Here is a 24124-nt window from a genome sequence, read left to right on the forward strand (position 1 = left end):
GGATCGTCATGGGTATCGTTCCCCGCTCCGGGCAGACCGTCACTGGGGCTGCTGAGACGGGGGCTGGAAGTCGGTGTGACCGTGCCCCTCCTGGTAGGGCATCTGCGTGTATCCCGGTCCGGGCGACTGGGGTCCCCACTGCTGGGCGCCATAGGTGCTGAAGACGCCGGCGCCTCCAGGGGACTGAGGTGGAGGGAGAACGCTGGTGTCCTGGCCCGAGTCGACGTAGGGGGCGTAGCCGTCGCGAAGGTTGGTGACGGGATAGGGGTGGGTCGATCCCGGCATCGGCGGCAGGGGGCTAGGGGGAGACTGGTACGGGCCGCCGGTATAGACCTCCGGAGGCATGGTGCTGGTCGCCTCGGCCCCCTGAAAGGCTTGACCATAGACCTGGCCGTAGGGCGGTGCTGGAGCCAGCTGATTGGCCCGACGAGTCTTGAGGAGATACACCACGACGCCGACAACGATGAGGAGGACGACGGCGACGGCCGTCGCGATCATCCACCACTGCAGATGGAACGTGCCGTCCCCGCCCTCGGCGTGGAGAGCCTCAGAGCTCTCCATCACGTTGTCCCAGGTGACCTTGTTGTCGTCATTCCTCCCGTTGGACTTCGTCACCTCTTCGGGAAAGGTCACGGATACTGAGATCTTCATTCCTCCCGAGGTGCCCGGGGAGGTGGGCAGGGAGTCGTCCTTGCCGAGCTTGCTCAGTGCCTCGGGGGACAGGTCGAAGACGTACTTCCCGCCCTGGTGCTTGATCGTCCAGATGTCGGTCTGCAGGTTCTTGAGGGGAACCGACTTGGCTGTGACCTGGCACGCCGGCTGGCCGTTGTGGGACGTGAAGGTGTAGTTCGCCTTGACTCCCTTGGGCAGGGGGGTGGACTTCTCGAGCTTCGCCTGGGTGCAGCTCTCCCTGCTGATGAGCGACAGCCCCGACGAGTCCCACATGACGTAGGACAGGTCGGCGGTCTCGTTGTCATGGATGACGAAGTCGTAGTGAGCCCCGCATCCGGCCAGCAGCAGTGCGAGGCCCGTCAGTACCGCCACGGCCACTCGTCGCCTGACAGTGCGGGAGTCATGATTCATGTGTCGAGTCTAAATCGGTGCTGTGACAACGTGGAATAGTCGGAGTGCTCAGTGTCGCCCCGGCGCCGCCTTGCGGGGTGCGCGTCCGCTGCTGCGCCGTCGTAGGACGGCCACTGTCAGGACGCCGCCGAGCAGGGCCAGCCCCGCGGTCAGCCAGATGCGGGAACGAGTCCACCATGACACCCCCCGCGAGTCCTGGGCGTAGCCCGAGGCGCTCACGCCCTTGGCCACCGTGTCCGGGTCGTCCCAGGTGACCGTGGTGCCCGAGACCTTCCCCCCGCCGGACTGCGTCACCGCGCCGGGAAAGGTGACGGAGACCTTGGTGTCGACCAGGCCCTTGAAGGACGTGCTGCTCGGCTGGGCTCCGCCTGGGCCACCCGAGTCGCCCGACGGCGCGGCGGGGGCCTGAGATGCGCTGCCCTGCGCACCTGCGGCCCCGTTGGCGTCCTGGGAGGGGTCGGAGGGGAAGGGCTGGATCGTCACCTTGTAGACCTCGCCGTCGCGCACGACGATCGTGTTCGGCTCGGCCTGTGAGGCCTGGGGGACCTTGACCCCGCTGATGCTGACCTGGCAGCCGATTCCGTCGTCGCCGGTGATCGGGGTGGCCTTGACCGTGGTGCCCTCGGGCACGCCCAGGGCGGTGGGGTCGGAGTAGGTCGAGCAGTCGGGGGCCTTTCCCTTCGGGAAGACGGTGCCGCTGGTATCGCGCATCTCCAGGGCGACGTCGTAGCTGCCCTGAGAGCGGATGGTCATGTCCATGTGGGCGGTGCAGGCCGACAGCGCCAGGCAGGCGGTGGTCGCCGCGACGGCCGGTCGAAGCGCCCGGAGCGCCGGCGGGCGGGACAGGGGACGCGAGACGGGGCTCGTGGGACTGGACGCGGAGGACGGCGCGACGGACATGCGGGCACGCTACACGCTCGCACTGGACCTTCACTGAGGGCGGAACGACGCCGTTTCAAAGGCGGCAAAAGCCGCCATCCTCCCGAATGTGGCCGATCACATGCCGGTCCGGCCGGGCAGAGAGGCCCAGTTGGGACCTTCGGCGATGTGACCTGGGGCGCCAGGTGGGGGAGGATTGCTCTCGACCGAGCGAGTCGGCAACGGCGCGCTCACCGGATCAACATACCCAAGGAAGGGACTCGCATGACTGTGTCTGAGAAGGACGTCCGCGCTGCCGCGCCGGCTAACGCCCCTGAGGATGTCATCGAATTCGTCACACGCATCGCCGAGCTGGCCAAGCCCGAGAACGTCTACTTCGCGGACGGTTCACAGGAGGAGTGGGACCGCCTCACCACCGAGATGGTGGAGTCCGGCGTGTTCACGCGCCTCAACCCCGACAAGCGCCCCAACTCCTTCCTCGCGCGCTCCCTGCCCAGCGACGTCGCCCGTGTGGAGTCCAGAACCTTCATTTGCTCCGAGAAGGAGGAGGACGCCGGCCCGACCAACAACTGGTACGACCCGGCCGAGATGAAGAAGATCCTCCACGAGAAGTTCGACGGCGCCATGCGCGGCCGGACCCTCTACGTGATCCCCTTCTCCATGGGTCCCCTGGGCGGCCCCATCTCCCAGCTCGGCATCGAGCTGACCGACTCCCCCTACGTGGTGGTCAACATGCGGATCATGACCCGCATGGGTGCGGCCGCCATGGACCTCATCGCTGAGGGCCGCCCCTGGGTCCCGGCCGTCCACTCCGTCGGCGCCCCGCTGGCCGAGCACGAGAAGGACACCACCTGGCCCTGCAACGACGAGAAGTACATCACCCACTTCCCGGAGACCAACGAGATCTGGTCCTTCGGCTCCGGCTACGGCGGCAACGCCCTGCTGGGCAAGAAGTGCTACGCACTGCGCATCGCATCGACCATGGCCCGCCGCGACGGCTGGATGGCCGAGCACATGCTCATCCTGCGTCTGACCGACGAGAAGAGCGGCAAGCAGTACCACGTCACCGCCGCCTTCCCGAGCGCCTGCGGCAAGACCAACCTCGCCATGCTCCAGCCCACCATCCCGGGCTACAAGGTCGAGACCGTCGGTGACGACATCGCCTGGATGCGCCCCGGCCCCGACGGCCGCCTGCGCGCCATCAACCCCGAGGCCGGCTTCTTCGGTGTCGCCCCCGGCACCTCTTACGACACCAACCCCATGGCCATGGACACCATGAAGGCCAACACCATCTTCACCAACGTCGCCCTGACCGACGACGGTGACGTGTGGTGGGAGGGCATCGACGCCCCGATGCCGGAGCACCTCATCGACTGGCAGGGCAACGACTTCACCCCGGCCGACGCCGCCGAGGGCAAGAAGGCCGCTCACCCCAACAGCCGCTTCACCACCCCGGCCTCGCAGTGCCCGATCATCTGCCCCGACTGGGAGGCCCCCGAGGGCGTGGCCATCGACGCCATCCTCTTCGGCGGTCGCCGCGCCACCAACGTGCCGCTGGTCGCCGAGCAGTACGAGAACGCCCACGGCGTGTTCATCGGCTCCGCCGTGGCCTCTGAGGTCACCGCCGCCGCCCTGGACGCCAAGGTCGGCTCCCTGCGCCACGACCCCATGGCCATGCTGCCCTTCTGCGGCTACCACATGGCCGACTACTGGTCCCACTGGCTGGAGATGCAGGAGAAGCTGGGCGACAAGTTCCCCAAGGTCTACCAGGTCAACTGGTTCCGCAAGGACGAGAACGGCAAGTTCATCTGGCCCGGCTACGGCGACAACTCCCGCGTGCTCGACTGGATCGTGCGCCGTGCCTCCGGTGAGGTTGAGGCCGTCGACGGCGTCACCGGCCGCTACCCCAAGTTCGAGGACTTCAACCTCGAGGGCCTCGACCTGGGCGAGGAGGAGTGGGCCAAGATGTACGACATCGACCCCGAGGCCTGGGCCGCCGAGATGGACGACACCGAGGAGTACTACAAGCAGTTCGGTGACAAGCTGCCTGAGGCCATCAAGGAGCAGCTCGCCAAGTTCCGTGCGCGCATCGATGAGGCCAAGAAGGCCTGATCTCAGCTGAGGTCCTTCCCTGAGGAGGACTGAGACGGGGGCTCCGACCGGTTCGCCGGTCGGAGCCCCCGCTCGTTGTCGCTGTTGCGGACCCCATTGCCGGCTCGGAGGCTGCTGCGTGCCGTGTCGGTGTCGAGGACGCACCCTCAGGCTCGAGAGCTGAGCGCCGGGCACAGGCCTCGAACCGTGTGGCGCGTCCACGTGGGACGACGTCGTAGACGGGATGGTGAACGGTGCCCATCGGAGAACGCGAATCGGCGCCGCGGCCGCTACTACAGTGACGAAGGGCCGATGGTGGGCGCGTGGATTGCTCTCCCATCGTGCCGGCGATCTGCAGCGGCGTGGAAGGTGCGGAGCATGAAATGGCAGGACAACGACCTCGGTGGCGGTCGGGGGGACCTGTTCGACGAGACGCTCGGGACGTCGATGCGGTGGTGGGCCACGGAGACGTCTGATGGGCGCCTGCTCCTACGGCGCTCAGTGATGATCCGCTGCTGTGCGCTGCTGGCGCTCGCGGTGGGGGTGCCCGGCGTGGTCTACAACGCGCTGCTGCTGATGAGCCCCTACATCACCGAGTATGAAGCCAATGACGCCATGATCTGGGCGATCATGTTCGGCATTCCGGTGGTCTGGGCGATCAATACCCTGCGGCGTCGGACGGTGCTGAGCCGGGACGGCATCGCCATGCGCCGCCTGCTGTTCACCGAGCGGCGCCCCTGGGAGTCGGTGGGCTCGAGGTTCACGCTGTCGACGCTCAACCTGACTGACGGGCCGTCGTCGTACGGCGGATTCATTGAGCGGACTCGGATCGCCATCGAGAACGGCGACGGCGATGATGCCATTCGGCTTCCCGGATGCGTCATCGGGATGACATGGGGGAGCTCTGAGAACCGCGCCGCTGTGGCTGTGGGGGACTTGCAGTACTACATCTACGCGCGGGGATGGGGTGTCTCGGAGGAGGCCGCTGTCAGCGAGGACCCTCATCTTGTGGCGGCCCGGGGCCGGCACGGGGCGGAGAAGATGCTGCAGCGCAGTCGTCTGGTGTTCTGCACCCCGCTCTGGCGCAGAGTCAAGGAGCACCTGTGCAACGGCGGGCTTTTCCTCATCGGCATGGGGGTGCTGTTCCTGGTGATCGGTGGTCAGCAGCTGTTCTTCGAGACGAAGCCGCTCAGCGGTTCGGATATCGCTTTCGCGGTGTTCTGTCTTCTGCTCGGACCGGTGACCATGGCGTATCCGCTCTACAAGATCTACGAGTGCTTCCAGCGGGTCGTCGTGGACGAGCAGGGGATTCGCGTAGGAAGACGCTCGTGCGTCTGGCCGGAGTCCCGCTCCGGATTGTTCGTTGCGGGGGACCGGATCTTCGTCGTCTATGGCAACGGGAAGCACCTGGCCCTGGATGGCGCCGGTGTCACGTGGGGGAGCTTTCAGCGCAGGCAGGAACAGCTGGTCGCCAGGTGTGAGGCGATCTGGCTCTGGGGGGTCGCCCATGGCGCGACCCGGGAGACCGGCCGTTATGTCCCCCTTGGGAATGCCGGCATGCAGGAGGAGCGCGAGACCCTCGAACGCGGGATCGGTTTAGCGGTTCCTCACCGGGGTCAGCCTGCCTGATTCTGGGTGGCCAGGGCCCGGTGGCGCCAGATCAGCAGGATGGTGGCAAGGATCCAGCAGATCGCCCCTGCGGCCAGGCCGGCGACGAGGGGCACCGCGAACTTGCTGAACGTGATGGTGGGGCCCACGAGGATCGCGTCAGTGCCATCCAGACCCTCACATGAGACCCGGTAGCCTCCCGACTTGTCGGCTTTGAACGTGAGAACCGAACTGAACTCGCCGTCGTTGTTGGAGATGTTCATCCCGCCGTTGGGGGAGGTGCGGACCTCCTTGCCGTCAGGGTCCACAACGGTGCAGTTGTTGGCGGTGGCGGTTCTCGATACGTACAGAGCGCGTTCGTCATTGTTGCTCAGGCTGACCTGCTGACCGTTGGTGACGACGTCACCACTGGTGGCGATGCTGGCGACGGTGATGACCGACCCGATGCCCCAGATGGCCAGTCCCATCAATGGGCCGATGACGAACAGGATGATCGCCACGACCAGCTTTCCGACGTGGTTCCGGCGGGGGCGCTGGTGCCCGTAGGGAGGCACGGCCTGATACGAGGGCTGGTACGGGGGCTGATTCTGGGGAGCTGACATCGGTCCGTTTTCTGAGCGTACTTCGACTGCCGTTGTAGCGTAGCAAGCCAGGTATTCGGTGATCCGGCCCGTTTCAGGTCCTCAGCAGGCGGTTCTTTCGGTGAAGGAGACTCCGCGCTCTTCGGCAGCGCGGAGCAATCGCTTGTCGCGCGTCCACAGGCGGGCGCCGGGGACCAGCATGACGGAGCCGAGCAGGTGTGCATCGACTGGGCTGAGTCCCCGGCCCCACAGTGCATGAGCTGCGACCAGAGTCAGTAGCTCGTCATGTAAGAGGACTGGGAACTGGCGGAGGTGCGCTAAGTGCTTGAGGACGTCATCTCTGGACCTGAGTGATCCCATCGCCAGCTCCTCCGCCACGAGTGGATGGGCTCCAATCTCGTCCTCGTGCAGCAGGCTGACGAGTACTGGGTCCGAGTGGTGGAAGTGATCGATCCATACCGAGGTGTCGACAAGGATCACTGGCTGGCGCTCCGACGTCGTGGAGCGGCGCTCGCCGTCCGATCAGAGCCGCCGAGGGCTGCAAGGCGACGCGCGCTCTCCACTCTGACCAGGGTCTCCAGGCCGGCCCGCAGCAGCTCGGTGCGCTCAGTGATGCCTGTGAGCTCCTGAGCGTTGGCAATGAGGTCGTCACTGAGTGTCACGGTGGTTCGCACGATACCTCCTACACCAGAATCATCACCAGATGATGCAGATTCTAGTGCATCTGCCATGTGATGACCAGTGATCGGTCATGAGCTGACCGATCTCGCTCGACGGAGCGGGCAGCCACTTCGGGCCGGCGACGATGCCGGACAGTGGGTTGGAGATGAATAGGAAGAGATGGGCCCTCGTTCTGGAGGTCACCGCTGTGTAACGTGCTGTTCATGTGCCAGCACCCACCTGACGGGCTCATGTCGCCAGGATCGGCCTGCTCGGTTCCGGCCGTCGACGACGTACAGACGGGTCCACCTCTTGACGCGCCCGCCGCTGACCTGGCGTTAAGTGCCACCCGGTACCTGCGCACCCGTTTCCGTGAACGTGTCACCGTCGGGGACCTCTCCGAGCACCTCGCCTACAGTCCCTCCCATCTCACCCGGGTCTTCACGTCCGTCGTCGGCACCTCGCCCATGGACTACCTGGCTGCTTGGAGACTGCAGGAGGCCAAGCACCTCCTCATCACCCACCGACTGGGCGTGGTCGAGACCTGCCACGAAGTCGGCTACAGCTCAGTGGGTACCTTCAGCCGCCGTTTCCTGCGCGACGTCGGAACCCCACCCGGTTCTCTGCGTCGCATCGCCGACCGGGTCGCCGAGCGCACCCAACCGGCCGTGAGCCTCCTGGTCCCGTCGGCTGGAAGAATCCGCATCCGCCTTGATGTCCCCGAGGAGAAGCGTCGCGCGCTCGGGCCGGCCCCCTATCAGTGGGTCGGCACCTTTCCCCGTCCCGTCCCCAGCGGGCTGCCGACCAGCGGCACACTGCGCCGACACATCGACGAGGTGGAGCTGCCCATAGTCCCGGGCTCTCCCTGGATTCTTGCCACCATCTTTCCCGACGGCGCCGACGTCCACGAACAGCTGGCCCCCACAAGCCCCCTCGTTGCGCGGCTGCATGTTCCAGTGGAGCCCGTCCCCGGCCCCATCACCCTGCCGGTGCGCGCCGCTCTCCCATGGGACCCGGCGGTCCTCGTGGCGCTGGCGGCGATGGTGGTCTGACGGTCGTCTGAGATGGCCTGAAAAGGGCGTCGCTCAAGAGAGCAGGATCGGAGTCGTCCGCTGTGTGCCGGTCGGTCTACCGTCATGGAACGTCAAGATGTCCCCCGACATGCAGCTGGATACGCAAAGGAGCCACCGATGACCGACGCCACCGCCAATGCCCTGCCTACCGAGCGCCTTGCCGGCTTTCCCTGCTGGATCGAGCTGTACACCCCGGACATCGATGCCTCGGCCGCGTTCTACCGGGACCTTCTCGGCTGGGAGATCACCCGCGCCGAACCGGGCGAGCCGCTGACCACCGAGGTGCATCACGGAGGCCGGCTCATTGGCTCCTTCGAGCCTGCTGACGCGGCGCCCGGGGACCCTGGCTGGAGGGTGAGCTTCCTGGTCGACGACGTCCGCACCGCAGCCGCAGGCGCTGAGATGAGCGGCGGGAGCGTCGTTGTGGAGCCCACTGGCGTCACGGAGACCATGGCCTACGCCCTCGCCGCAGACCTCGACGGCAACGTCGTCGGACTCCTGCAGGACGAGGACTGCGAGGGGCCCTACCCCTACCAGGCCGGGATGCCGGTGTGGTTCGACGTCCTGGCCAGTGACCTGGAGCCGGCCGAGCGCTTCTACCGGGAGGTCGCCGGGTGGCCCACCCGCCGGCTGACGATCGCCGACCAGGAACAGGACTTCTACACAAGCGTCGTCGGGGGCAGATCTGTGTGCGGCGTTGGTCGGGCCGGCTACTTCGGGCGAGAGGAAATCCCTTCGCACTGGCGCATCTACTTCGGGGTTGAGGACGCCGACGCCGCCGCCCAGCGCGTGTGCGAGCTGAGAGGAACTGTCATCGTCGAGCCCTTCGACTTCACGTTCGGGCGCATGGTGGAGGTGGCGGACCCGCACGGTGCGCGCTTCCTGCTCACCACCTTCTGATCCTCGCTGTGTTGTCACGTGACTTGTATAAGTTTCAAATGTCATGACATCTCAAGAATTCGGTGGGGTGAGGGTGGGTGCGAGGGACGTTACTCTCCCTGCCGGTGGGACTGGTTCGGTCGCTCGTAGCCGTTCTGATGGCGTCTAGTGCGTACTACCCGAGGGGGGCACTAGCTGGGTGGGGTTCGGGTGTGCTCCACGAGGTGAGGGTGCCCATGCAGCACGCACATCCTTTGGCCAGTGCGTCCCCACCCTTGTGGAGTAGGCGTCCCAGGAGGATAGACGCGCCCGAGCAGGCATTGACCAGGACCATCGGGGAGCCAACGCAGGAGGTGGATGGGGTCAGTGATGTCCGAGTCTGCCGCAGAGATCCAGGACTCGATCATGCGGGGGAGAATCGCTCGGTGAGTCCATCTCGCTCGGCTGACACTTCTAGTCAGACTAGCGAAATCTACGTATGTAACGTGTATCATAATTCGATGCGCCAGTTAGTGGACTCTTCATTTAGAAGAAAATCACTTCGGCACTGTCAGGCAGCCTGTGTGATACTTGAGGGTGTTTCTTGACTCTCGGTGTGGTACCTGCAAAAATACTTCCATGAAGTATTGGCTGAATGGCGACTCTAAAAACAGTAGACTCCCTGGTGTTGGTGCGTGGGTGTTGAGTGCTGTTCTTCCTGTGTTCCTTGCGGCGGCTATAGCGATGGTGCTGATGCCTATGGGCGACTCTTGGAGTCGTTTACTCTCCCTCGCTAAGCAAGTTTCAGGATCTGGGTCTGCGTTGCTCTCTACGCTGTTTAGTGCTCAACTCGGAGTGTCGGCATTGGTTGTCGCTATAACGCAGTTTCAGCCTGGACGTTGGCGTGCGACCCCACAGAAATTGGGTAAGCGATGGTTGGGTGAAATGAGGCGCGTGTCATCCCTGGAGAGTCGTTATTTTGCGACCTCGTTCGGTCTAATCGGTATCTCAAGTATTATCGTCCTTGGGGTTGCTGTTTGCGTCCTCCATAATGTAAGCGCTGGTGGCGTGTTGCTTCTGGTGGTCGCATGGGGTGTTCATGCTGTGTCGTCTGCGGTTTTAAACATGGTGCCTGCGACGGGGGTTGCTGTGGTTGATGACTACTGGAGGTCGCTTGCTCGATTGTTTTATATTGCTGAAAATTGGCCAGTAGGTCTGAAAAAAGCCAAGGAGGAGGTTAAGGGTGGAAAACTCTCTTTGGTGTCCAAGGTGACGCGATGGAGAGTTGTTGTCGCACTACTTTCTTTGGCTTTAGTTTTAATGGTTTCGGCTTTTATGGAGAAATACTTTTCTGGTGCTCACTTGGGGTTGCGTCGACAGTTTGTTGCAGGTTGTTTGGTGGTGCTTGCAATGCTGTTGTCAATCGGGGCTGGGTACTGGCATTGGAGGGGCGGGGGTATTCCTGCCAGTCTGTTCCGTTTGTCGTTCCCTCTTGTGCTTATGCAAGGGTTCTTGATGGAAGTCGCGGCCATTGTGGCTGCAACAAATTCTTCTTTCGTGAGAAATCTAGGCTTTGCTTGTGCTGTAATGGCGACCATCTTCTTGGCTGTTCTGCTCTCAGTGGTTGCGTTGGGCACTCATTCTTTATGGGGTAGATTTGCCTGCCTTGAATCCATTCTGGGGTCGATCTGGGTTTATGACTTAAAGTTTCAGTGTCGAGCTGGGGGTAATTGTTCTGGCGATGAGCGGGAAGTGATAGAGCGATACTTTGTTAAACTGGCAAAGGAAAAAAATAAAGGCATCGCTAAGACCGTTAAAAAATCGGTCCTGTTGCCCTTTGTTTCCAAGTGATGGCGTGGTGAGCAAGAGGAAGATGCTGAGTCGGGCGGGGCCCCTGGTGGTCCCGCCCGAATGCGTCCGGAGAGCGAGGGCGCTGGAGATGCTGTGAAAGAGCAGAAGGAAGCACCCTCATGGCCGGACACGGCCCACGTTACTCCGCCTGCCGGCCCGCTTCGCCCCCATCCACGTCGGAGTGCCTCTCCACCGCGGCCTCCGCGGGGCCCAGCAGCGCCAGGATCCGCTCGGTCTGCCACGGCAGGATTCCGCCCTCACCAAAGACCACCTGGGCCTCATCAGGGTCCTCGACGACGTCGTCGGCCAGGAGCCCCAGCAGGTGCGCCAGCGGCATGCGCCGCCCCTCCAGCAGGTCGAGCAGGTGCGCCAGGACCCGGTTGCTGCTGCGATCCAGGTTCGCCACCTGGTGCTCGCCCACCCCCACGGGCAGGTCCCACCAGATGAGGCGGCGCTCAGCGAGGTCGATGACGAAGGGCGTCGCGTTGAACGTGGGAGAGACCAGGTCGAGGCGCTGCATGGCGGTGGAGGCCTCGAAGACCTCGCCGCTCTGCGGGTCCGCGCCGCGGGCCATCGCCCCCGCCCAGCACTCGGGCACCTCGCTGAGCCGGTGGTGGGAGAAGGAGTGGACCGTCATGACGACGTAGCGCCACCCCTGCCGCAGCGCCTCAGCCAGGGTGACGTCGATGAACTCGGCCGCCCCGTCGGGCGCCGAGGTGAGGTCCCCGGAGTGCACGGCCGCCGTCGAGCGCAGGTTGTAGTAGGCGATCTGCTCGGTGCGCGTGAAGTCCTCCGAGACGAAGAAGGCCGACAGGTCCAGGTCCACCCGGGTATCCCTGTCCTCGGCTGCAGCAGGTCCGGCAGGCCCTGAGGCCTCGGGAGGGGTCTCGGGCAGGTCGCGCCAGTGCAAGAAGAAGCGGATCGTCTCGCCCTCGGGCAGGGGCAGACGGGTGCCGCGCCCGGCCGTGCGCATGCCCGGTGAGGCCGAGCGCAGTCCCACCGGAGTCGTGTAGCCCTCGTACATCCCCTGGTCGACGGCGATCCGCCCCAGGCGCTTCCGCTGCCGTAGGGCTTCCTCGACGGCGCGAACCACCGCCACGTCGGCCGGGCCTGGTCGGCGGGTGGAGGGGATGAGCGTCGTCTTGGTGCCCGTGGCCGCCTTGATGGCAACCACCCGCCACGGCAGGGCGTCCGGCCCGGGGGAGGCGAAGTACTCCCACAGGCGCACCAGAACCGGCAGGGCGACCTCGGGTGCGACCCGGGCGAACTCGGCGACCACGCGCTCGCGGGCGGCCTCATCGGCGCACAGTCGCAGCAGATGGTTGAGACGGCGAGCGAAGACCCCGGGGCGGGCGGACAACAGGCTAAGAGCGCCATCGACGTCGCGGCGCGCCAGGGCCTCCTCCAAGCGTGAGGTGAAACCCGCTTCGGCGTCCCCGGAGGCGACCTGGTGCAGCAGCTTGGTGGCGCGCGGGAAGCGACGCGCGTAGTCGCCGGGGCGCAGGTGGCGGGCCAGCCGCTTCCACCGCTCGCAGCGCCGAGCCATCTCCTCGGCCGAGTCCCGGCTGTCCTGGGCCTGCCCGACGGCGTCGAGCAGACCCAGCAACCGGCGCCGCTGCGCACGGGAGAAGGAGGGGAACCGGCACGGTTCGGCCAGGGAGACGTCGCCGCCCGCCAGGGCGACCGCCAGGCGCAGCACATCGGTGACGGTGCGGTAGGAGGCGGAGAAGTCCAGGTCGGGGAAGGTGACGGTGAGGACGGCGAGGTTCTCCTTGACCGCCACGTGCGGCGCCGCCTCGGGGCCGAAGTCGCGCAGGGCCGTCAGGTCTGCGCGGTCCTGGGCGCTGAAGGGGGTCGCCTGGGCGATGAGGTCGGCCACGATCCGCTCCAGGTCCTGCGCCGTGGCCAGGCCCAGCTCGGTCAGGGCGCCGTCGTCTCCCGGCAGGGGCTCGCGGGGGCTGGGCCGGTAGTCCGGCAGGACCCGGACCCCGACGACGTCGCCCAGGTAGTGCAGGGCGGCGTTGACCAGCAGCGTGGCCTCGGAGGCGGTGCGGACCTGGATGGGGAAGTCTGGGTAGAAGGGCCGGTACTCGGCGGCCGGGGAGCCGGAGGTGAGGCGGGCGGCGGCATTGACCAGCGCCCAGGCCTGCTCGGGGTGGGCGAGGGCCTTCCGGGCCGGGTCGGAGAGCCGGTAGCCCAGGGCGCGCAGCGTGGTCAGGGCCGTCTCGATGCCCGGATCGGCGCTGGACGGTGGCGCGGGCACCTCACCCTGCGGCGAGGCGGAGCACGACGTCGCCGGCCCGCCAGAGGCGGGCGGGACATAGACGGCCCCGAGCCGGCGGATCGTCACCGCGTTGAGCTCCACAGTGGCCTCAGCGCCAGGGGCAGGATCGGCCGCTGTTCCGTCTGCTGTACTGAGCGGCTTCCTCGCAGGGGACTGATCGACTTCCACCCGAGCCTCCTGATGCCTTGCTGCCCGAAGCCTCCACGCCCCGGATCCGGCTTGAGCCTAGCGGAGGCGGGGGAGCCGGAGGCGGCTGGCTGCCTCAGAAACGTCCGTAGGAGTTCTCCAGGAGCGTCTTCAGGGAGTCGATCTCCACCTCCACCGAGCTGAAGCCGCCCGACACCATGATGCCCTGGTCCCCGACCTGGAACAGACGCATGAAGAACCCGTCATTCGTGGCGCGCAACCCGTAGGGGAAGCCGTAACGCTGCTCCAGTGCCTGGGTGATCCGCCAGGCGTAGTCGGCGACGTGGCGCCGGTCGAAGCACAGCCGCTCCTCCGTTTCCCGTTCGGATTGAGTGACCACCTCGATGCACCAGGTGCCGGAGAACCGCGACCGCTCCGCGACCCAGCCGTCTCCGCGCAGGATGGGCTCGTCCCACCGGATATCGGGGCGTCCGCCGACTCCCCTGAGCACGCTCTCGACGGCTGCTCCACTGAGGACCTGCTCGACGACGGAGAGGACCCGGGGGATGGACAGTCCGATCCGCATCGGGATGACCTGCCAGTCCACCGGAGGCCGGTCGGGACCGGTGGGAGCGGGGGTGGAGGCGGCCAACCTACGAAGCTCGTCCATCGTCATTGCGGGCCCGGGCGAGTCCGTTCCCCGGTCCTCCAGAAGGAACTCGATAGCGTCCTTATCGATCTCATTCTCGTCCCCGCTGGGGCTGGCGGCGAAGACGCCGTAGTCGCCGAAGCCCTCGGAGCCGGCGAAGCGAATGTCGATGAGAGGGCGCCCTCCGGCCAGGCCGGCGACGACGTCGCGAATATTGATCTGGCCCCCCTCGCTCCTGAGGAGGTCGCGCGGGATGAGGACCTGGTCCCCGGTGGTCTCGGCGGTGACCATGAGGCCGTCGACCGTGCCGGTGAAGGAGACCAGCCCCAGCCCGGAGGCGCCCATGTCCCAGCGAAGAGTGAAGGGACGGCGCCACTGCGGAGGCATGAGGGCCATGTCGTTGGGCAGGCCACCGAGGGTCTTCGCCGTGGTCTCCTCGAACAGCTCCCAGTTGACGATGTAGGCCTCGCCGGGCCCCCACCAGTCGGTCACCTCGTCGCCCAGGTCCACCCTCCACAGGTAGGGGTACAGGTCGGCGTCGCCGTACTTGTAGATCAGGCGCTCCTGGGTGTCGATGGGGAACCCGCGGTTGTAGGAGTCCACGGTCACGGAGTACTCCTCGCCCCACGGGCGATAGCCCGGCTCGATCTCAATGACTCGTTCCCCGAGCTGCCAGCGGAAGAAGACATTGGGACCGTACATGGACAAGGAGCCCTCACCCAGGAACTCCGCCGCCTCGAGCAGGAACCGGTGGACGTCCGCCTCGGTCAGGGTGGTGCCCATGAGCGCGGCCACGCGGTTGAACATCTCCACCTCGGGGTTCACGTCGTTGTTCACCAGGTTCTCCGTCCGCCTCGCCTCCAGTCGTCGTCCCCCAGAGTAATTCGCCGTTGTGCGGATTTTGCTTACTCGGCCTGCTCACCGGGGGCGGACGCCCGGGGCCGGTGAACCGAGGCTCTCCCGGTACGCAGGGGCGTGTGCCCGTCCCGGGGCGCGCGGGGCCCGCGATTCCGGGCCTCATGCGGCCTCCATCATCTAGGCTGTCGCCGTGAAGATCCTGCTCCTCGGCTCCGGCGCGCGCGAGCACGCCCTGGCCCGCGCCCTCGCCCGTGATCCGCAGACCTCCGAGCTCATCGTCGCCCCCGGAAACCCCGGCACCGCGGCCATCGCCACGAACCTCAACATCGACCCCAGCGTCCCCGAGGAGGTCGTGGCCCTGGCCACGCAGATGAAGGCGGATCTCGTCGTCGTCGGCCCCGAGGCGCCCCTGGTCGCCGGTGTCGCCGACGCCGTGCGCGACGCCGGGATCCCCTGCTTCGGCCCCGGTGCCGAGGCCGCCCGCCTGGAGGGCTCGAAGGCCTTCGCCAAGGAGATCATGACCGCCGCGGGCGTCCCCACCGCTGAGGCCGCCGTGTGCACCACCGAGGCCGAGCTGTGCGCCGCCCTGGACCGCTTCGGGGCCCCCTACGTCGTCAAGGAGGACGGCCTGGCCGCCGGCAAGGGTGTCGTCGTCACCGACGAGCGTCCCGTCGCCCTGGCCCACGGCCACGCCTGCCTGACTCGCGGCAGCGGTCGCGTCGTCGTCGAGGACTACCTCGACGGCCCCGAGGCCTCCGTGTTCTGCGTGTGCGACGGCGCCACCGTCCGCCCCCTGGCCCCCGCCCAGGACTTCAAGCGCCTCCTCAACGACGACGCCGGCCCCAACACCGGCGGCATGGGCGCCTACTCGCCCCTGTCCTGGGCTCCGGCGGACCTCACCGAGCAGGTGGTGCGCGAGGTCGCCCAGCCCGTCGTCGACGAGATGGCCCGCCGCGGCACCAGCTTCATCGGCCTGCTCTACTGCGGCCTGGCCCTGACCAGCCGTGGTCTGCGCGTGGTCGAGTTCAACGTGCGCTTCGGCGACCCTGAGACCCAGGCCGTCCTGGCCCGCCTGACCTCCTCCCTGCCCGAGCTGCTCCACGCCGCCGCCACCGGTTGCCTCGCCGAGGCCCCCGAGCCCACCTGGTCCGAGCAGAGTGCCGTCGACGTCGTCATCGCCGCCCCCGGCTACCCCGGAACCGTCACCACCGGCGGCACCATCACCGGGATCGAGGCCGCCGAGGAGCTCGACGACGTCCACGTGCTGCACGCCGGCACCGGCACCACCGAGCGCGGGGAGCTGGTCGCCGTCGGTGGGCGGGTCCTGTCCGTCGTCGCCCTGGGAGCGACCCTCGAGGCGGCGCGGGAACGCGCCTACGAGGCCGTCGAGCGCATCAACCTTGAGGGCGCCCAGTACCGCACCGATATCGCCCAGGCGGCCAGTGAAGGCAGCGTCAGCAGTGTCGGCAGCGCTGCCAGTGCCGACGGGGCCGAGTAGAGCTCCTCGCCGTTGCGAACATGGCGCGCGGCTCGCCCTGCGCTGAACCGAGGAGGACCGCGCCGTCAGCCCCGGCCGCGGGAGGCGGTGCGTGTGACGCACGCACTTCTTCCGAGACCAAACGCACACTGCGCCGCTGTTTCCTGAGGGAGGCCCGTGCCCCCTCGCCGGATGGGGAGGGTGGGTTCCGGCGCCGGTGTTGGCCCACGTCAGCCCCTTGTCCGGCCGGCCGCAACGGGTGGGAGGTGAGAGCCGTTCCCATCCCGTCGGTGGGATTTACTCCGGTCGCTCCCCGACTCCCGTCGACGACCCGACCCGGATGAATGCGTGCAATGGCGCGGCATTTGGGTGATCCTCCAAGGGTGAACCCTGCGGGCGCCGCTGCGGCCCGGGACCGGACACGGGGTGCCCGCCGATGGCAGGATGGGGGCATGACTCAGTCCGCGAGTTCCGCCTCAGTCGGTCCCAGTGCTTCAGCAGCCGGCTCCCTGCCTCCCGCCGTCCCCGGGTGGGAGCACCGCTCCAGCGGCAAGGTCCGGGACGTCTACGCTCCCACCTCCGACGGCCCGTGGGGTGGACAGGATGTGCTCCTCGTGGTCGCCTCGGACCGCATCAGCGCCTACGACCACATCCTGGCGACCCCGATCCCGGACAAGGGCAAGGTCCTCACCGCCCTGAGCGCCTGGTGGTTCGAGCAGCTCGCCGACGTCGTCCCGAACCACCTCGTCTCCCTCGAGGTTCCCGCCCAGGTCGCCGGACGCGCCATGATCTGTCGGCGACTGGAGATGTACCCGGTGGAGTGCGTGGCCCGCGGCTACCTCACCGGCTCCGGCCTGGTCGAGTACCGGCAGGGCCGCTCCGTGTGCGGCGTCGCCCTGTCCGAGGGCCTGACCGAGGCCTCCCGCCTGCCCGAGCCGATCTTCACCCCCGCCGCCAAGGCCGAACTCGGGGAGCACGACGAGAACGTCACCTTCGAGCGCGTCGTCCAGATGGTGGGGGACAGCGCCGCCACCGCCCTGCGCGAGACCACTCTGGCCCTCTACTCCCGGGCCGCCGAGATCGCCCGGGACCGCGGCATCATCCTGGCCGACACCAAGTTCGAGCTCGGCACCGACGCCGACGGCGACCTGGTTCTGGGCGACGAGGTCCTCACCCCCGACTCCTCCCGCTTCTGGCCCGCCGACGCCTGGGAGCCCGGCCGGGTCACCCCCTCCTTCGACAAGCAGTACGTGCGCGACTGGCTCACCTCCCCGGCCTCCGGCTGGGACCGGGACGGCGACCAGGAGCCTCCGGCCCTGCCCGACGACGTCGTCGAACGGACCCGCACCCGCTACCTCGAGGCCTACGAGCGGCTGACCGGCCACCCCCTGGAGCTGTCATGACCACGACCTCATCCACCTCGGACCTCCCCGATACCGGGAGCGCCACCCGCGCCTTCAAACCGGGGCCGGGCTTCTACGTCCTGGTCTGCCTCATCGTCCTGACGATCGTGCTGGCGCTGTCGGCCGCCATCACCTCCGCCCTCGGGGCCACCGAGACCTCCCGCGTCCTGGGTGGTATCGCCCTGGTCCTCGTGGGGCTGGGCATGCTCGCCTCCTTGAGGCTCTCCGCCCGCTCCCTGGTGGTCAATGCCCCCCGCCTGCGTCTGGAACGCAACCGGGTCCGCGCGGCCCGGGCCCGGCAGGGCGGCGAGTCCTCCAACAAGGGAGGCAGTGCCAAGGGCGCCCGCGGCAAGGGTGCCAAGGGCTCCCAGTCCTCCCAGCGGGGCTCGGGAACCGACGGTGCAACCCTGCCCGGCACCGATCTGGCAACGCTCACCGTGCCGGGAACCAAAGTGCTCGTGCCTGAGTCCACCGGCCGGCGTGAGCTGACCACCCTCGACGTGGTCTCCGGCCCCGTCACCACCGCACTGGCCGCGACGTCGCTCGGGCGCGCGGCCGACGAGCGCCTGGCCGGGACCTCCACCGGCGAGACCCTCATCCGTGTCGGCCAGCTCCTGCTCGGCGCCACCGGCTTCGTGCTTGTGGCCCTGGGGCTCGCCTCCATCCTGGGACAGGTGATCTCATGACCCCCCGCGACCGACGTCCCGACAACGAGCAGGGGCCCGTCAACTGGGGCATCATGCCCAAGCGGACCCCACGACCGAAGAGCGCCTCCGCCCGGCCCGGCGGCAACGGGCTGCTGGAGGTCGTCCGCTCCGGCAACAACCCGGCCCCCACCGGCTCGTCCGCCTCGGCCTCTTCGTCCGCCTCGGGCGTCTCCGCGGCCTCCGCCGCCGGCTCGGCCGACGGTTCCGCCGGTGCCCATGATGCGGGCGGCGCGGCAGTCATGACGGAGGAGGACCTGCGCTCAGCCGCGGCCCAGGCCATCGCCTCAGGAACCGCTGACGCCGTCGACGCCGCCATCGCCATCGACCTGGCCGATGTGCCCGACGAGCCCGCCGGCTGGGCCGGCTCTGCCCTGTCCGCCGGCTCGCCCGCCACCCCGACCACCCCGCACGTCGTCGGCGGGCCCTCCAACACCCCCGGGGACCATGGCGAGACCGCCCCGACGGCCGCCCCGGACCCGCTCCTTGCCCGCGCCGGCAGTGCCGCCAGCGCCCCCGGCTCCCCGGCCCCCCAGCAGCGGACTGCGGCCGGCGCCGAGAGCCGCTCACCGCGACCCGTCGTGCGACCCACCGCCGTCGACGGGCCCGGCGGCGCGCCCCAGACGGGAGGCACCACCACCCGCGTCTTCACCATCTCCCAGGGCAAGCCCGAGGCCGTGCCCAGCGGTGCGTCCACGGCATCCGCTGCATCCGCGGCCTCTGTGGCGGCTGCGCCGTCGGCGACCGCGGCGCCGGCCGCACCGGCACCTGCACCCGCGGCACCGGCAGCCTCGGCCCCCAGTGCCTCAGCAGCCCCCTCCGCCCGCGGCCGCGGCTACCAGACGCGCCCCAGTGTCGCCACCACGGCCACTACCGCCCCCGCCGCGCCCGCGAGCCCGGCGGCCCAGCCCGAGGCCGAGGAGGACGCCGGCATCCTGGCCGAGTCCAGCGCCTGGGAGGCGGCCACCAACGCCCTGGACACCGACGAGATCAAAGCCCAGGGAGGCACTGACTGGGGGGTGGGGCGCGGCCCCGCCAAGGGACGCGGACCCCGCCGCTCCTCCTCGGGCACCGACTGGGGCGTGGGGCGCGGAAGCGCCAAGAGCGCCGCTGCCCGAACCCGCTCCCCATGGCCGGCGGCCGTGCGCCGCCAGCGCCTGGCCGGCGTGGCCTTCGCCCTGCTCGGCCTGGTCCTGGCCACCGCCTCGGCCATGAACCTGGCCCGCAACGCCGAGGCCGGTCACCCGTGGATCCCGCCGTGGCTCGTCGCGGTCCTCGGCGGTGCCGGGCTGGTGGCCGCTGCCGGGTACCTCGCCTGGGCCGGAGGCACCCCCGTACGCCGTGAGGCCGAGCGTTGGAAGCCCGGTGTGCTCGACGCCGCCGCCGGCCTGACCACCGGGTCGGTCAAGGTCCACGACCCCGCCCGGCTGGTGGCCCGAGCTCGCGGACCGCTCCTTCCGGGCACCTCCGAGCGCGGCGACGAGACGTCCCCCACCGTGGACTCCGGCCCTACGCCGGTCATGGGCACCTCCACCGTCGACCAGTCCCTCCACGCCCCCGCCGGTGTCGCCGGCGCCGTGGGCGGGTTCATGCTCGCCAGCGCCGTGGTCTGCGCCGTCGTCGCCCTCATCCTGGGCTCCGCCTGGCTCATCGCCACGGCCGCCCTCACCCTGGGTGGAGTCGTGGCGATTCGGCTGGCAGGCGAGTGGCTCGGCCAGGTCTGAGCCACGTCGAGACGGCAGGCAGTGTCCCGGGCTGCATACGGGTAGTCTTGGGCTGCGCACTCATCCCGCCTGATCCGAGGAGCACCCATGGGACGCATCGTCGTCGAGGTCATGCCCAAGCCCGAGATTCTTGACCCCCAGGGCAAGGCTGTCGTCGGAAGCCTTCCCCGCCTCGGCTTCGAGCAGTTCACCGGGGTGCGGCAGGGCCGTCGCTTCGAGCTGACCGTGGACGGCCCCGTCACCGAGGAGCACCTGGCCGCCGCCCGCGAGGCCGCCGACACCCTCCTGTCCAACCCGATCATCGAGGACGTCGTCTCCGTCGCCGCCGACGAGGAGGCCTGAGCCGTGAGTGAGTCGCTCAGCAGCTCCCCCGCCGCCCGTATCGGCGTCATCACCTTCCCCGGGACGCTCGACGACGTCGACGCCGCCCGCGCCGTGCGCCTGGCCGGGGCCGAGCCGGTGAGCCTGTGGCACAAGGACGCCGACCTGCGCGGGGTCGACGCCGTCGTCGTGCCCGGTGGTTTCTCCTACGGCGACTACCTGCGCTGCGGCGCCATCGCCCGCTTCGCCCCCGTCATGGAGGAGGTCGTGGCCGCCGCCGAGCGCGGCATGCCGGTCCTCGGCATCTGCAACGGCTTCCAGATCCTCGCCGAGGCCCACCTCCTGCCCGGCGCCCTCCTGCGCAACGCGAACCAGCGCTTCATCTGCGTCGAGCAGCGCCTGCGCGTGGAGAACACCCAGACCGCCTGGACCAACCGGTACGCGGAGGGGGAAGAGATCGTCGTTCCCATGAAGAACGGCGAGGGCAACTTCATCGCCTCCCCCGAGGAGCTCGACCGCCTCGAGGGGGAGGGCCTCGTCGTCTTCCGCTACGTGGGCAACCCCAACGGCTCGGCCCGCGACATCGCCGGTGTGCGCAACGAGCGCGGCAACGTCGTCGGACTCATGCCCCACCCTGAGCACGCCGTGGAGCCCGGTTTCGGTCCCGGCTCGCAGGCCGGCCCGCGCACCGGGACCGACGGTCTGGGAGTCTTCCGCTCCGCCATCGACTCGCTGCTGGCCGTCTGACGACCCCGTATCCGGCACCCACTCCTGACAGCTGTCAGGGGTGGGTGCTGAGTCATTCCCCGTCACGTTATCCACAGATCCGCTTCGAGCCTGTGCAGAACTGTGGAGAGAATCGGGCGGACCTTCGCTCGGTGGACCTGGTCGTGACCGTGCTCAAGTTGCATGGAGATGAGGAATGTGCTGCGGCTGCTTCCGGGGGCTCCGCCTCGGGATGATCGAGAGGGCGAGTGCGACTGATTGGATGATTGTCCCGGATTTTCAGCCAAAACTCGGTGTCCAGGGATGTCGTGTCAAGGTGTGTGGCGGCCTGCGTGGGGCGCTGCCGCAGGGGGCGCTCGCCCGGGGTGGGTGGTGCTGAGCGGGTGTTGTGCACAGGTGGAATGGCGACATCCCACAAACCCCCACAGCCATGCACAAGCCTGTGGACACGACCTGTGGATAACTCCGCCACGACGTGATGAAGTCCCCTGGGCCGGCTTGCCGACGCGCGGCTGTCGGCGGCTCCGAGGAGCAGGCGCGTGCGGCAAGCGTGAGTCCCGCTCGCTGAGTGCGAATCGCCTGCTGTGTATGAGACGTTTACTGGGACTCGGTGGGTGGGGCGTAAGACAGTCGATCGAAAACGACATGGCTCTCCTTGATCAACCCTGACTCAACGAGAAAGCACTCTCCAACTGGGGCGGAGCGGGTTGAGGGGGTGTGGGGGAAGTAGTAGAGCACAGCAGTGCTGTCGTCACCGAAGGCGGCGCGCGGCGTGCACCCTTCCATGACCTCCATGAACCCGCCGAGGTACGCCCGGTACTCCTCCTTGCCGTTGATCTCTTTTCCCGGCGCGTGCACGACGACGTCGTCGGTCATGAAGCTCATCGCCTTGTCGAGGTCGCCGCTGGTCCATGCCTCGTGATAGGCGGTGGCGACACGTAAGGCATGGTCGGACGTGGTCGTGCTGTCAGTGCTCATGTTGCTCCTCAATGAAGTGGTTCATGGTGTCGCTGTGTGACGTGCTCGTCGAGCCATGCCCTGAGAGGCTCGACAGCGGCCCAGGTGTCTCGAATCCTCTCGTGCACCTGGGGAGTGTGCATCCAAGCGTCGGTGGGCCAGTCCTGAACGACTGCGGCCCCTTTCCATCTGAGGAAATTGATACGGGGGTGGTCGGTCGACCAGCCTCGCGGTGCGTTTTTCAATGGCTGGTCGGCGCCGGGTGAGACGGGCAGCCCCTGTGCGGCGAGCTCTTGGGTGAGCTCCTCGAAGCGGATTCCGCTGATGTCGGCATCGATGGCGCCCCTGAAGCGGCGAAGTTGGTCGGCGGTCATCCGCATGGCTCCGTAGCCGGTGGTGATACCGGTGGTCGACACACTGAGGTAGTAGCCGATTCCGCCGGTGGCCTGAGGGGTGCTGGTAGCGCCTGTCCAGAGCTTGTAAGGGGCCTTGTCGCGGGCGAAACGCAGGTCACGGTTGGGGCGGAACATGCGCAAAGGACCGAACTCTGCGGAGAGCTCGTCAACCAATGCACTCATAGGGGCTTTCACGTCCCGCTGCCAACGTTGCTTGTTGGTGTCCCAGAAGTCCTTCGAGTTGTCCTGCGCCAGGTCGGCGAAGAACTCGAAAAGGGCTGTCGGTAGCCCTTGGAAGGTGCTCATGATTCGTCGCTTCCCGATTGCCCGCCAGTGACGGCAAGGTTGTGGTGCATCGCGGCGTCAACCCAGAAGGTGAGGCGGTCGTCGTCGGCGATGGCCTCGGGTGCGACGGTGATCCATCCGGCTCCCATCTCTCGCCCGGCGCCCATGTGGGCCTGCTCGGCGCCCGGCTCGCCCAGGAGCGTCTCGTGGCGGTCCGCGGCGACGCGCACCAGGAGGTCCCCGGTCTTCCCGGCGCTGACGATCATCTTGTCGTTGACCATGATCGCGCGGCCTCCGAACATGGGGACCTCGCGCACATCCGGTTTGTCATCGACCAGCGCGCGGACGCGCTGAACGAGGTGGTGTTGCTTGGGTGTCATGGCTGCCATCGCTTCGTCTCCTGTTGGCGGTCAGTTGGTCAAGGGCTGCCAGTTGTCCGGGCCGGCGTCTCCGCCCGCACCGGCAACCTTGAGGCGGGGCATGAAGTGGGCCCAGCCGTGCGCGTGCCCGCGGACCTCGGACTCCGGCAGGTCGAGGTGGCGCAGGTCCACACGCGTGCCACCAGTGATCGGAGTCAGGAGGAACTCGACCCTAGATGTGCCGGCGGGCAGCTCGTCGCTGCCGGCGAACCCCCACGAGACCACCACGCGCTGGAAGGGCTCGACCACGAGGTACTCACCCCGCACGGGGTAGCCGGCGATGTCGACCGCGAATCGGCCGCCCGGCGTCGGATCGAGATCGGCGTACTGCCCCATCCACGCCGTCATGCCCTCATTCGTGGTGAGGTACTCGAACACCGCCTGCGGGGGCGCCTCGATCTCGATGAAGTCCCGGAACTCAGCCATGCTGCTTTTCCTCTCGCTGCTCGACGGCGGACTTGAGGGCCGCTAGCCTCTCTGGCCAGAAGTCGTCGAGGTAGGAGCGCACCGCCGCGAGCCCGTCCGTGTTGAGTGCGTACAGGCGGCGCGTGTGATCGGTGGTGACGGTCGCCAGCCCCGCCTTCTGAAGAGTCCGGAGGTGATGCGAGGCGGTCTGCTGCGACAGTCCGACCGCTTGTGCCACAGCGCCGACGGGCTGCGGCCCTGAGCGGATGACGCGCAGGATCGCCCGACGGTTCCCGTCGGCCAGCGCCCGCAGCGTCATATCGACGTCGATCGCCTCTGTTGCTCCCACGCGCTCCTCCTCAGTTGACGTCCCCACACTAACACAAATGAATGTTTGTACTCATGGGTGCTTGTATGTTGGAGGTGGCGTCGAAGCATGACCTTCGGGCTCTGTGCGGGAGCTGGAAGGGTTCAGGCAGGGGAAGTCGCTGCCAGTGCCGGGGTGAGGGCGTCTGACTTCCGCGCCTGTGTCCCGGGAGCCGACCAGACCGGCGGCCGGGTGTCCACAGCGCTGACATGAGCGAGATCGCCGTCGAAGTGACCAGTGGAGATCGTTGAAATTCTGCGGTTGTTTCGCGGCGTGTGGCATCTGTGCGGAGTTAATGTCAGCGCCATGGACACTGACACCCCCGCCGGGCCTCTTTCGT

The 24124-nt window shown here is 67.7% G+C and carries 23 protein-coding genes; 11 read left to right on the plus strand and 12 right to left on the minus strand.

What is annotated here, in order from left to right:
• Positions 1 to 39: 39 nt before the first annotated feature.
• Both AB7V09_RS03455 and AB7V09_RS03460 read right to left on the minus strand, forming a co-directional pair.
• Positions 40 to 1083: an LppM family (lipo)protein gene (locus AB7V09_RS03455; RefSeq protein ID WP_314158176.1), complete on the minus strand. Its 1044-nt coding sequence runs from the start codon at positions 1081 to 1083 to the stop codon at positions 40 to 42.
• Positions 1084 to 1131: 48 nt separating this feature from the next.
• Positions 1132 to 1983, minus strand: a complete 852-nt coding sequence (locus tag AB7V09_RS03460; RefSeq protein WP_419142934.1) for an LppM family (lipo)protein — start codon at positions 1981 to 1983, stop codon at positions 1132 to 1134.
• A 243-nt stretch (positions 1984 to 2226) separates the two neighbouring features.
• Between AB7V09_RS03460 and AB7V09_RS03465 the strand changes: the two genes are divergently transcribed.
• Positions 2227 to 4074, plus strand: a complete 1848-nt coding sequence (locus tag AB7V09_RS03465) for a phosphoenolpyruvate carboxykinase (GTP) (protein WP_009747636.1) — start codon at positions 2227 to 2229, stop codon at positions 4072 to 4074.
• A 483-nt stretch (positions 4075 to 4557) separates the two neighbouring features.
• Positions 4558 to 5682, plus strand: a complete 1125-nt coding sequence (locus tag AB7V09_RS03470) for a hypothetical protein (RefSeq protein ID WP_419143056.1) — start codon at positions 4558 to 4560, stop codon at positions 5680 to 5682.
• On the opposite strand, the gene AB7V09_RS03475 is transcribed toward AB7V09_RS03470, so the two are convergent.
• From AB7V09_RS03475 to AB7V09_RS03485, 3 genes are all read right to left on the minus strand, one after another.
• Positions 5670 to 6263, minus strand: coding sequence for a hypothetical protein (locus AB7V09_RS03475; RefSeq protein ID WP_419142935.1), 594 nt, complete (start codon positions 6261 to 6263; stop codon positions 5670 to 5672). The two genes, AB7V09_RS03470 and AB7V09_RS03475, sit on opposite strands and share 13 nt — an antisense overlap.
• 81 nt (positions 6264 to 6344) lie before the next feature.
• Positions 6345 to 6722 (minus strand): type II toxin-antitoxin system VapC family toxin, encoded by a 378-nt coding sequence (locus tag AB7V09_RS03480; RefSeq protein WP_419142936.1) that lies wholly within the window; start codon positions 6720 to 6722, stop codon positions 6345 to 6347.
• Positions 6719 to 6916, minus strand: coding sequence for a type II toxin-antitoxin system VapB family antitoxin (locus tag AB7V09_RS03485; protein ID WP_003787711.1), 198 nt, complete (start codon positions 6914 to 6916; stop codon positions 6719 to 6721). Before AB7V09_RS03485 ends, AB7V09_RS03480 begins: the two co-directional genes overlap by 4 nt.
• 210 nt (positions 6917 to 7126) lie before the next feature.
• Between AB7V09_RS03485 and AB7V09_RS03490 the strand changes: the two genes are divergently transcribed.
• The 3 genes from AB7V09_RS03490 (at position 7127) to AB7V09_RS03500 (ending at position 10684) form a co-directional block, all read left to right on the plus strand.
• Entirely contained in the window at positions 7127 to 7954 is an 828-nt protein-coding gene (locus AB7V09_RS03490) for a helix-turn-helix transcriptional regulator (RefSeq protein ID WP_043537693.1), read from the plus strand.
• 138 nt (positions 7955 to 8092) lie between these two features.
• Positions 8093 to 8875 (plus strand): VOC family protein, encoded by a 783-nt coding sequence (locus AB7V09_RS03495; protein WP_009406281.1) that lies wholly within the window; start codon positions 8093 to 8095, stop codon positions 8873 to 8875.
• Between the two features lie 597 nt (positions 8876 to 9472).
• Positions 9473 to 10684, plus strand: a complete 1212-nt coding sequence (locus tag AB7V09_RS03500) for a hypothetical protein (RefSeq protein WP_419142937.1) — start codon at positions 9473 to 9475, stop codon at positions 10682 to 10684.
• 139 nt (positions 10685 to 10823) lie between these two features.
• On the opposite strand, the gene AB7V09_RS03505 is transcribed toward AB7V09_RS03500, so the two are convergent.
• Both AB7V09_RS03505 and AB7V09_RS03510 read right to left on the minus strand, forming a co-directional pair.
• A complete protein-coding gene (locus AB7V09_RS03505) occupies positions 10824 to 13136 on the minus strand; it encodes a hypothetical protein (RefSeq protein ID WP_419142938.1) in 2313 nt (770 codons plus the stop codon).
• 94 nt (positions 13137 to 13230) lie between these two features.
• Positions 13231 to 14580 carry a hypothetical protein gene (locus AB7V09_RS03510; protein WP_419142939.1) on the minus strand — a complete coding sequence of 450 codons (1350 nt, stop codon included), beginning with the start codon at positions 14578 to 14580 and terminating at the stop codon, positions 13231 to 13233.
• A 211-nt stretch (positions 14581 to 14791) separates the two neighbouring features.
• On the opposite strand from AB7V09_RS03510, the gene purD reads away from it, so the two are divergent.
• From purD to purQ, 6 genes are all read left to right on the plus strand, one after another.
• A complete protein-coding gene (purD, locus tag AB7V09_RS03515; protein ID WP_419142940.1) occupies positions 14792 to 16099 on the plus strand; it encodes a phosphoribosylamine--glycine ligase in 1308 nt (435 codons plus the stop codon).
• A gap of 431 nt (positions 16100 to 16530) precedes the next feature.
• Positions 16531 to 17481: a phosphoribosylaminoimidazolesuccinocarboxamide synthase gene (locus AB7V09_RS03520; protein WP_075413995.1), complete on the plus strand. Its 951-nt coding sequence runs from the start codon at positions 16531 to 16533 to the stop codon at positions 17479 to 17481.
• Positions 17478 to 18167: a hypothetical protein gene (locus AB7V09_RS03525; RefSeq protein ID WP_075413994.1), complete on the plus strand. Its 690-nt coding sequence runs from the start codon at positions 17478 to 17480 to the stop codon at positions 18165 to 18167. The genes AB7V09_RS03520 and AB7V09_RS03525 overlap by 4 nt, the downstream gene beginning before the upstream one ends.
• Positions 18164 to 19909 carry a hypothetical protein gene (locus tag AB7V09_RS03530; RefSeq protein ID WP_075413993.1) on the plus strand — a complete coding sequence of 582 codons (1746 nt, stop codon included), beginning with the start codon at positions 18164 to 18166 and terminating at the stop codon, positions 19907 to 19909. Before AB7V09_RS03525 ends, AB7V09_RS03530 begins: the two co-directional genes overlap by 4 nt.
• Before the next feature lie 87 nt (positions 19910 to 19996).
• Positions 19997 to 20251, plus strand: coding sequence for a phosphoribosylformylglycinamidine synthase subunit PurS (gene purS, locus AB7V09_RS03535; protein WP_003787688.1), 255 nt, complete (start codon positions 19997 to 19999; stop codon positions 20249 to 20251).
• A gap of 3 nt (positions 20252 to 20254) precedes the next feature.
• Positions 20255 to 20977, plus strand: a complete 723-nt coding sequence (purQ, locus tag AB7V09_RS03540) for a phosphoribosylformylglycinamidine synthase subunit PurQ (RefSeq protein ID WP_010614350.1) — start codon at positions 20255 to 20257, stop codon at positions 20975 to 20977.
• 576 nt (positions 20978 to 21553) lie between these two features.
• Here the strand turns inward: purQ and AB7V09_RS03545 are convergent.
• From AB7V09_RS03545 to AB7V09_RS03565, 5 genes are read right to left on the minus strand one after another with little or no spacing between them, the layout of a single operon-like run.
• Complete coding sequence (locus AB7V09_RS03545) at positions 21554 to 21934, minus strand: nuclear transport factor 2 family protein (RefSeq protein WP_075413992.1); 381 nt, start codon at positions 21932 to 21934, stop codon at positions 21554 to 21556.
• Between the two features lie 8 nt (positions 21935 to 21942).
• A complete protein-coding gene (locus tag AB7V09_RS03550; RefSeq protein ID WP_075413991.1) occupies positions 21943 to 22614 on the minus strand; it encodes a DUF2461 domain-containing protein in 672 nt (223 codons plus the stop codon).
• Positions 22611 to 22982 (minus strand): TfoX/Sxy family protein, encoded by a 372-nt coding sequence (locus tag AB7V09_RS03555; protein WP_075413990.1) that lies wholly within the window; start codon positions 22980 to 22982, stop codon positions 22611 to 22613. Before AB7V09_RS03555 ends, AB7V09_RS03550 begins: the two co-directional genes overlap by 4 nt.
• A gap of 21 nt (positions 22983 to 23003) precedes the next feature.
• Positions 23004 to 23438 (minus strand): SRPBCC family protein, encoded by a 435-nt coding sequence (locus tag AB7V09_RS03560; protein ID WP_075413989.1) that lies wholly within the window; start codon positions 23436 to 23438, stop codon positions 23004 to 23006.
• Positions 23431 to 23766 (minus strand): ArsR/SmtB family transcription factor, encoded by a 336-nt coding sequence (locus AB7V09_RS03565; protein WP_075413988.1) that lies wholly within the window; start codon positions 23764 to 23766, stop codon positions 23431 to 23433. The genes AB7V09_RS03560 and AB7V09_RS03565 overlap by 8 nt, the downstream gene beginning before the upstream one ends.
• Positions 23767 to 24124: the final 358 nt, after the last annotated feature.

This window comes from Actinomyces sp. SKVG-SVH-4(1) (assembly GCF_048514265.1).
Lineage (GTDB): Bacteria > Actinomycetota > Actinomycetes > Actinomycetales > Actinomycetaceae > Actinomyces > Actinomyces oris.

Bases quoted from the DNA above. Each gene is read 5' to 3' on its own strand.
- AB7V09_RS03455 (WP_314158176.1), bottom strand. From the start codon at position 1,083: ATGAATCATGACTCCCGCACTGTCAGGCGACGAGTGGCCGTGGCGGTA.
- AB7V09_RS03460 (WP_419142934.1), bottom strand. From the start codon at position 1,983: ATGTCCGTCGCGCCGTCCTCCGCGTCCAGTCCCACGAGCCCCGTCTCG.
- AB7V09_RS03465 (WP_009747636.1), top strand. From the start codon at position 2,227: ATGACTGTGTCTGAGAAGGACGTCCGCGCTGCCGCGCCGGCTAACGCC.
- AB7V09_RS03470 (WP_419143056.1), top strand. From the start codon at position 4,558: ATGATCCGCTGCTGTGCGCTGCTGGCGCTCGCGGTGGGGGTGCCCGGC.
- AB7V09_RS03475 (WP_419142935.1), bottom strand. From the start codon at position 6,263: ATGTCAGCTCCCCAGAATCAGCCCCCGTACCAGCCCTCGTATCAGGCC.
- AB7V09_RS03490 (WP_043537693.1), top strand. From the start codon at position 7,127: ATGTGCCAGCACCCACCTGACGGGCTCATGTCGCCAGGATCGGCCTGC.
- AB7V09_RS03495 (WP_009406281.1), top strand. From the start codon at position 8,093: ATGACCGACGCCACCGCCAATGCCCTGCCTACCGAGCGCCTTGCCGGC.
- AB7V09_RS03500 (WP_419142937.1), top strand. From the start codon at position 9,473: ATGAAGTATTGGCTGAATGGCGACTCTAAAAACAGTAGACTCCCTGGT.
- AB7V09_RS03520 (WP_075413995.1), top strand. From the start codon at position 16,531: ATGACTCAGTCCGCGAGTTCCGCCTCAGTCGGTCCCAGTGCTTCAGCA.
- AB7V09_RS03525 (WP_075413994.1), top strand. From the start codon at position 17,478: ATGACCACGACCTCATCCACCTCGGACCTCCCCGATACCGGGAGCGCC.
- AB7V09_RS03530 (WP_075413993.1), top strand. From the start codon at position 18,164: ATGACCCCCCGCGACCGACGTCCCGACAACGAGCAGGGGCCCGTCAAC.
- purS (WP_003787688.1), top strand. From the start codon at position 19,997: ATGGGACGCATCGTCGTCGAGGTCATGCCCAAGCCCGAGATTCTTGAC.
- AB7V09_RS03545 (WP_075413992.1), bottom strand. From the start codon at position 21,934: ATGAGCACTGACAGCACGACCACGTCCGACCATGCCTTACGTGTCGCC.
- AB7V09_RS03550 (WP_075413991.1), bottom strand. From the start codon at position 22,614: ATGAGCACCTTCCAAGGGCTACCGACAGCCCTTTTCGAGTTCTTCGCC.
- AB7V09_RS03555 (WP_075413990.1), bottom strand. From the start codon at position 22,982: ATGGCAGCCATGACACCCAAGCAACACCACCTCGTTCAGCGCGTCCGC.
- AB7V09_RS03560 (WP_075413989.1), bottom strand. From the start codon at position 23,438: ATGGCTGAGTTCCGGGACTTCATCGAGATCGAGGCGCCCCCGCAGGCG.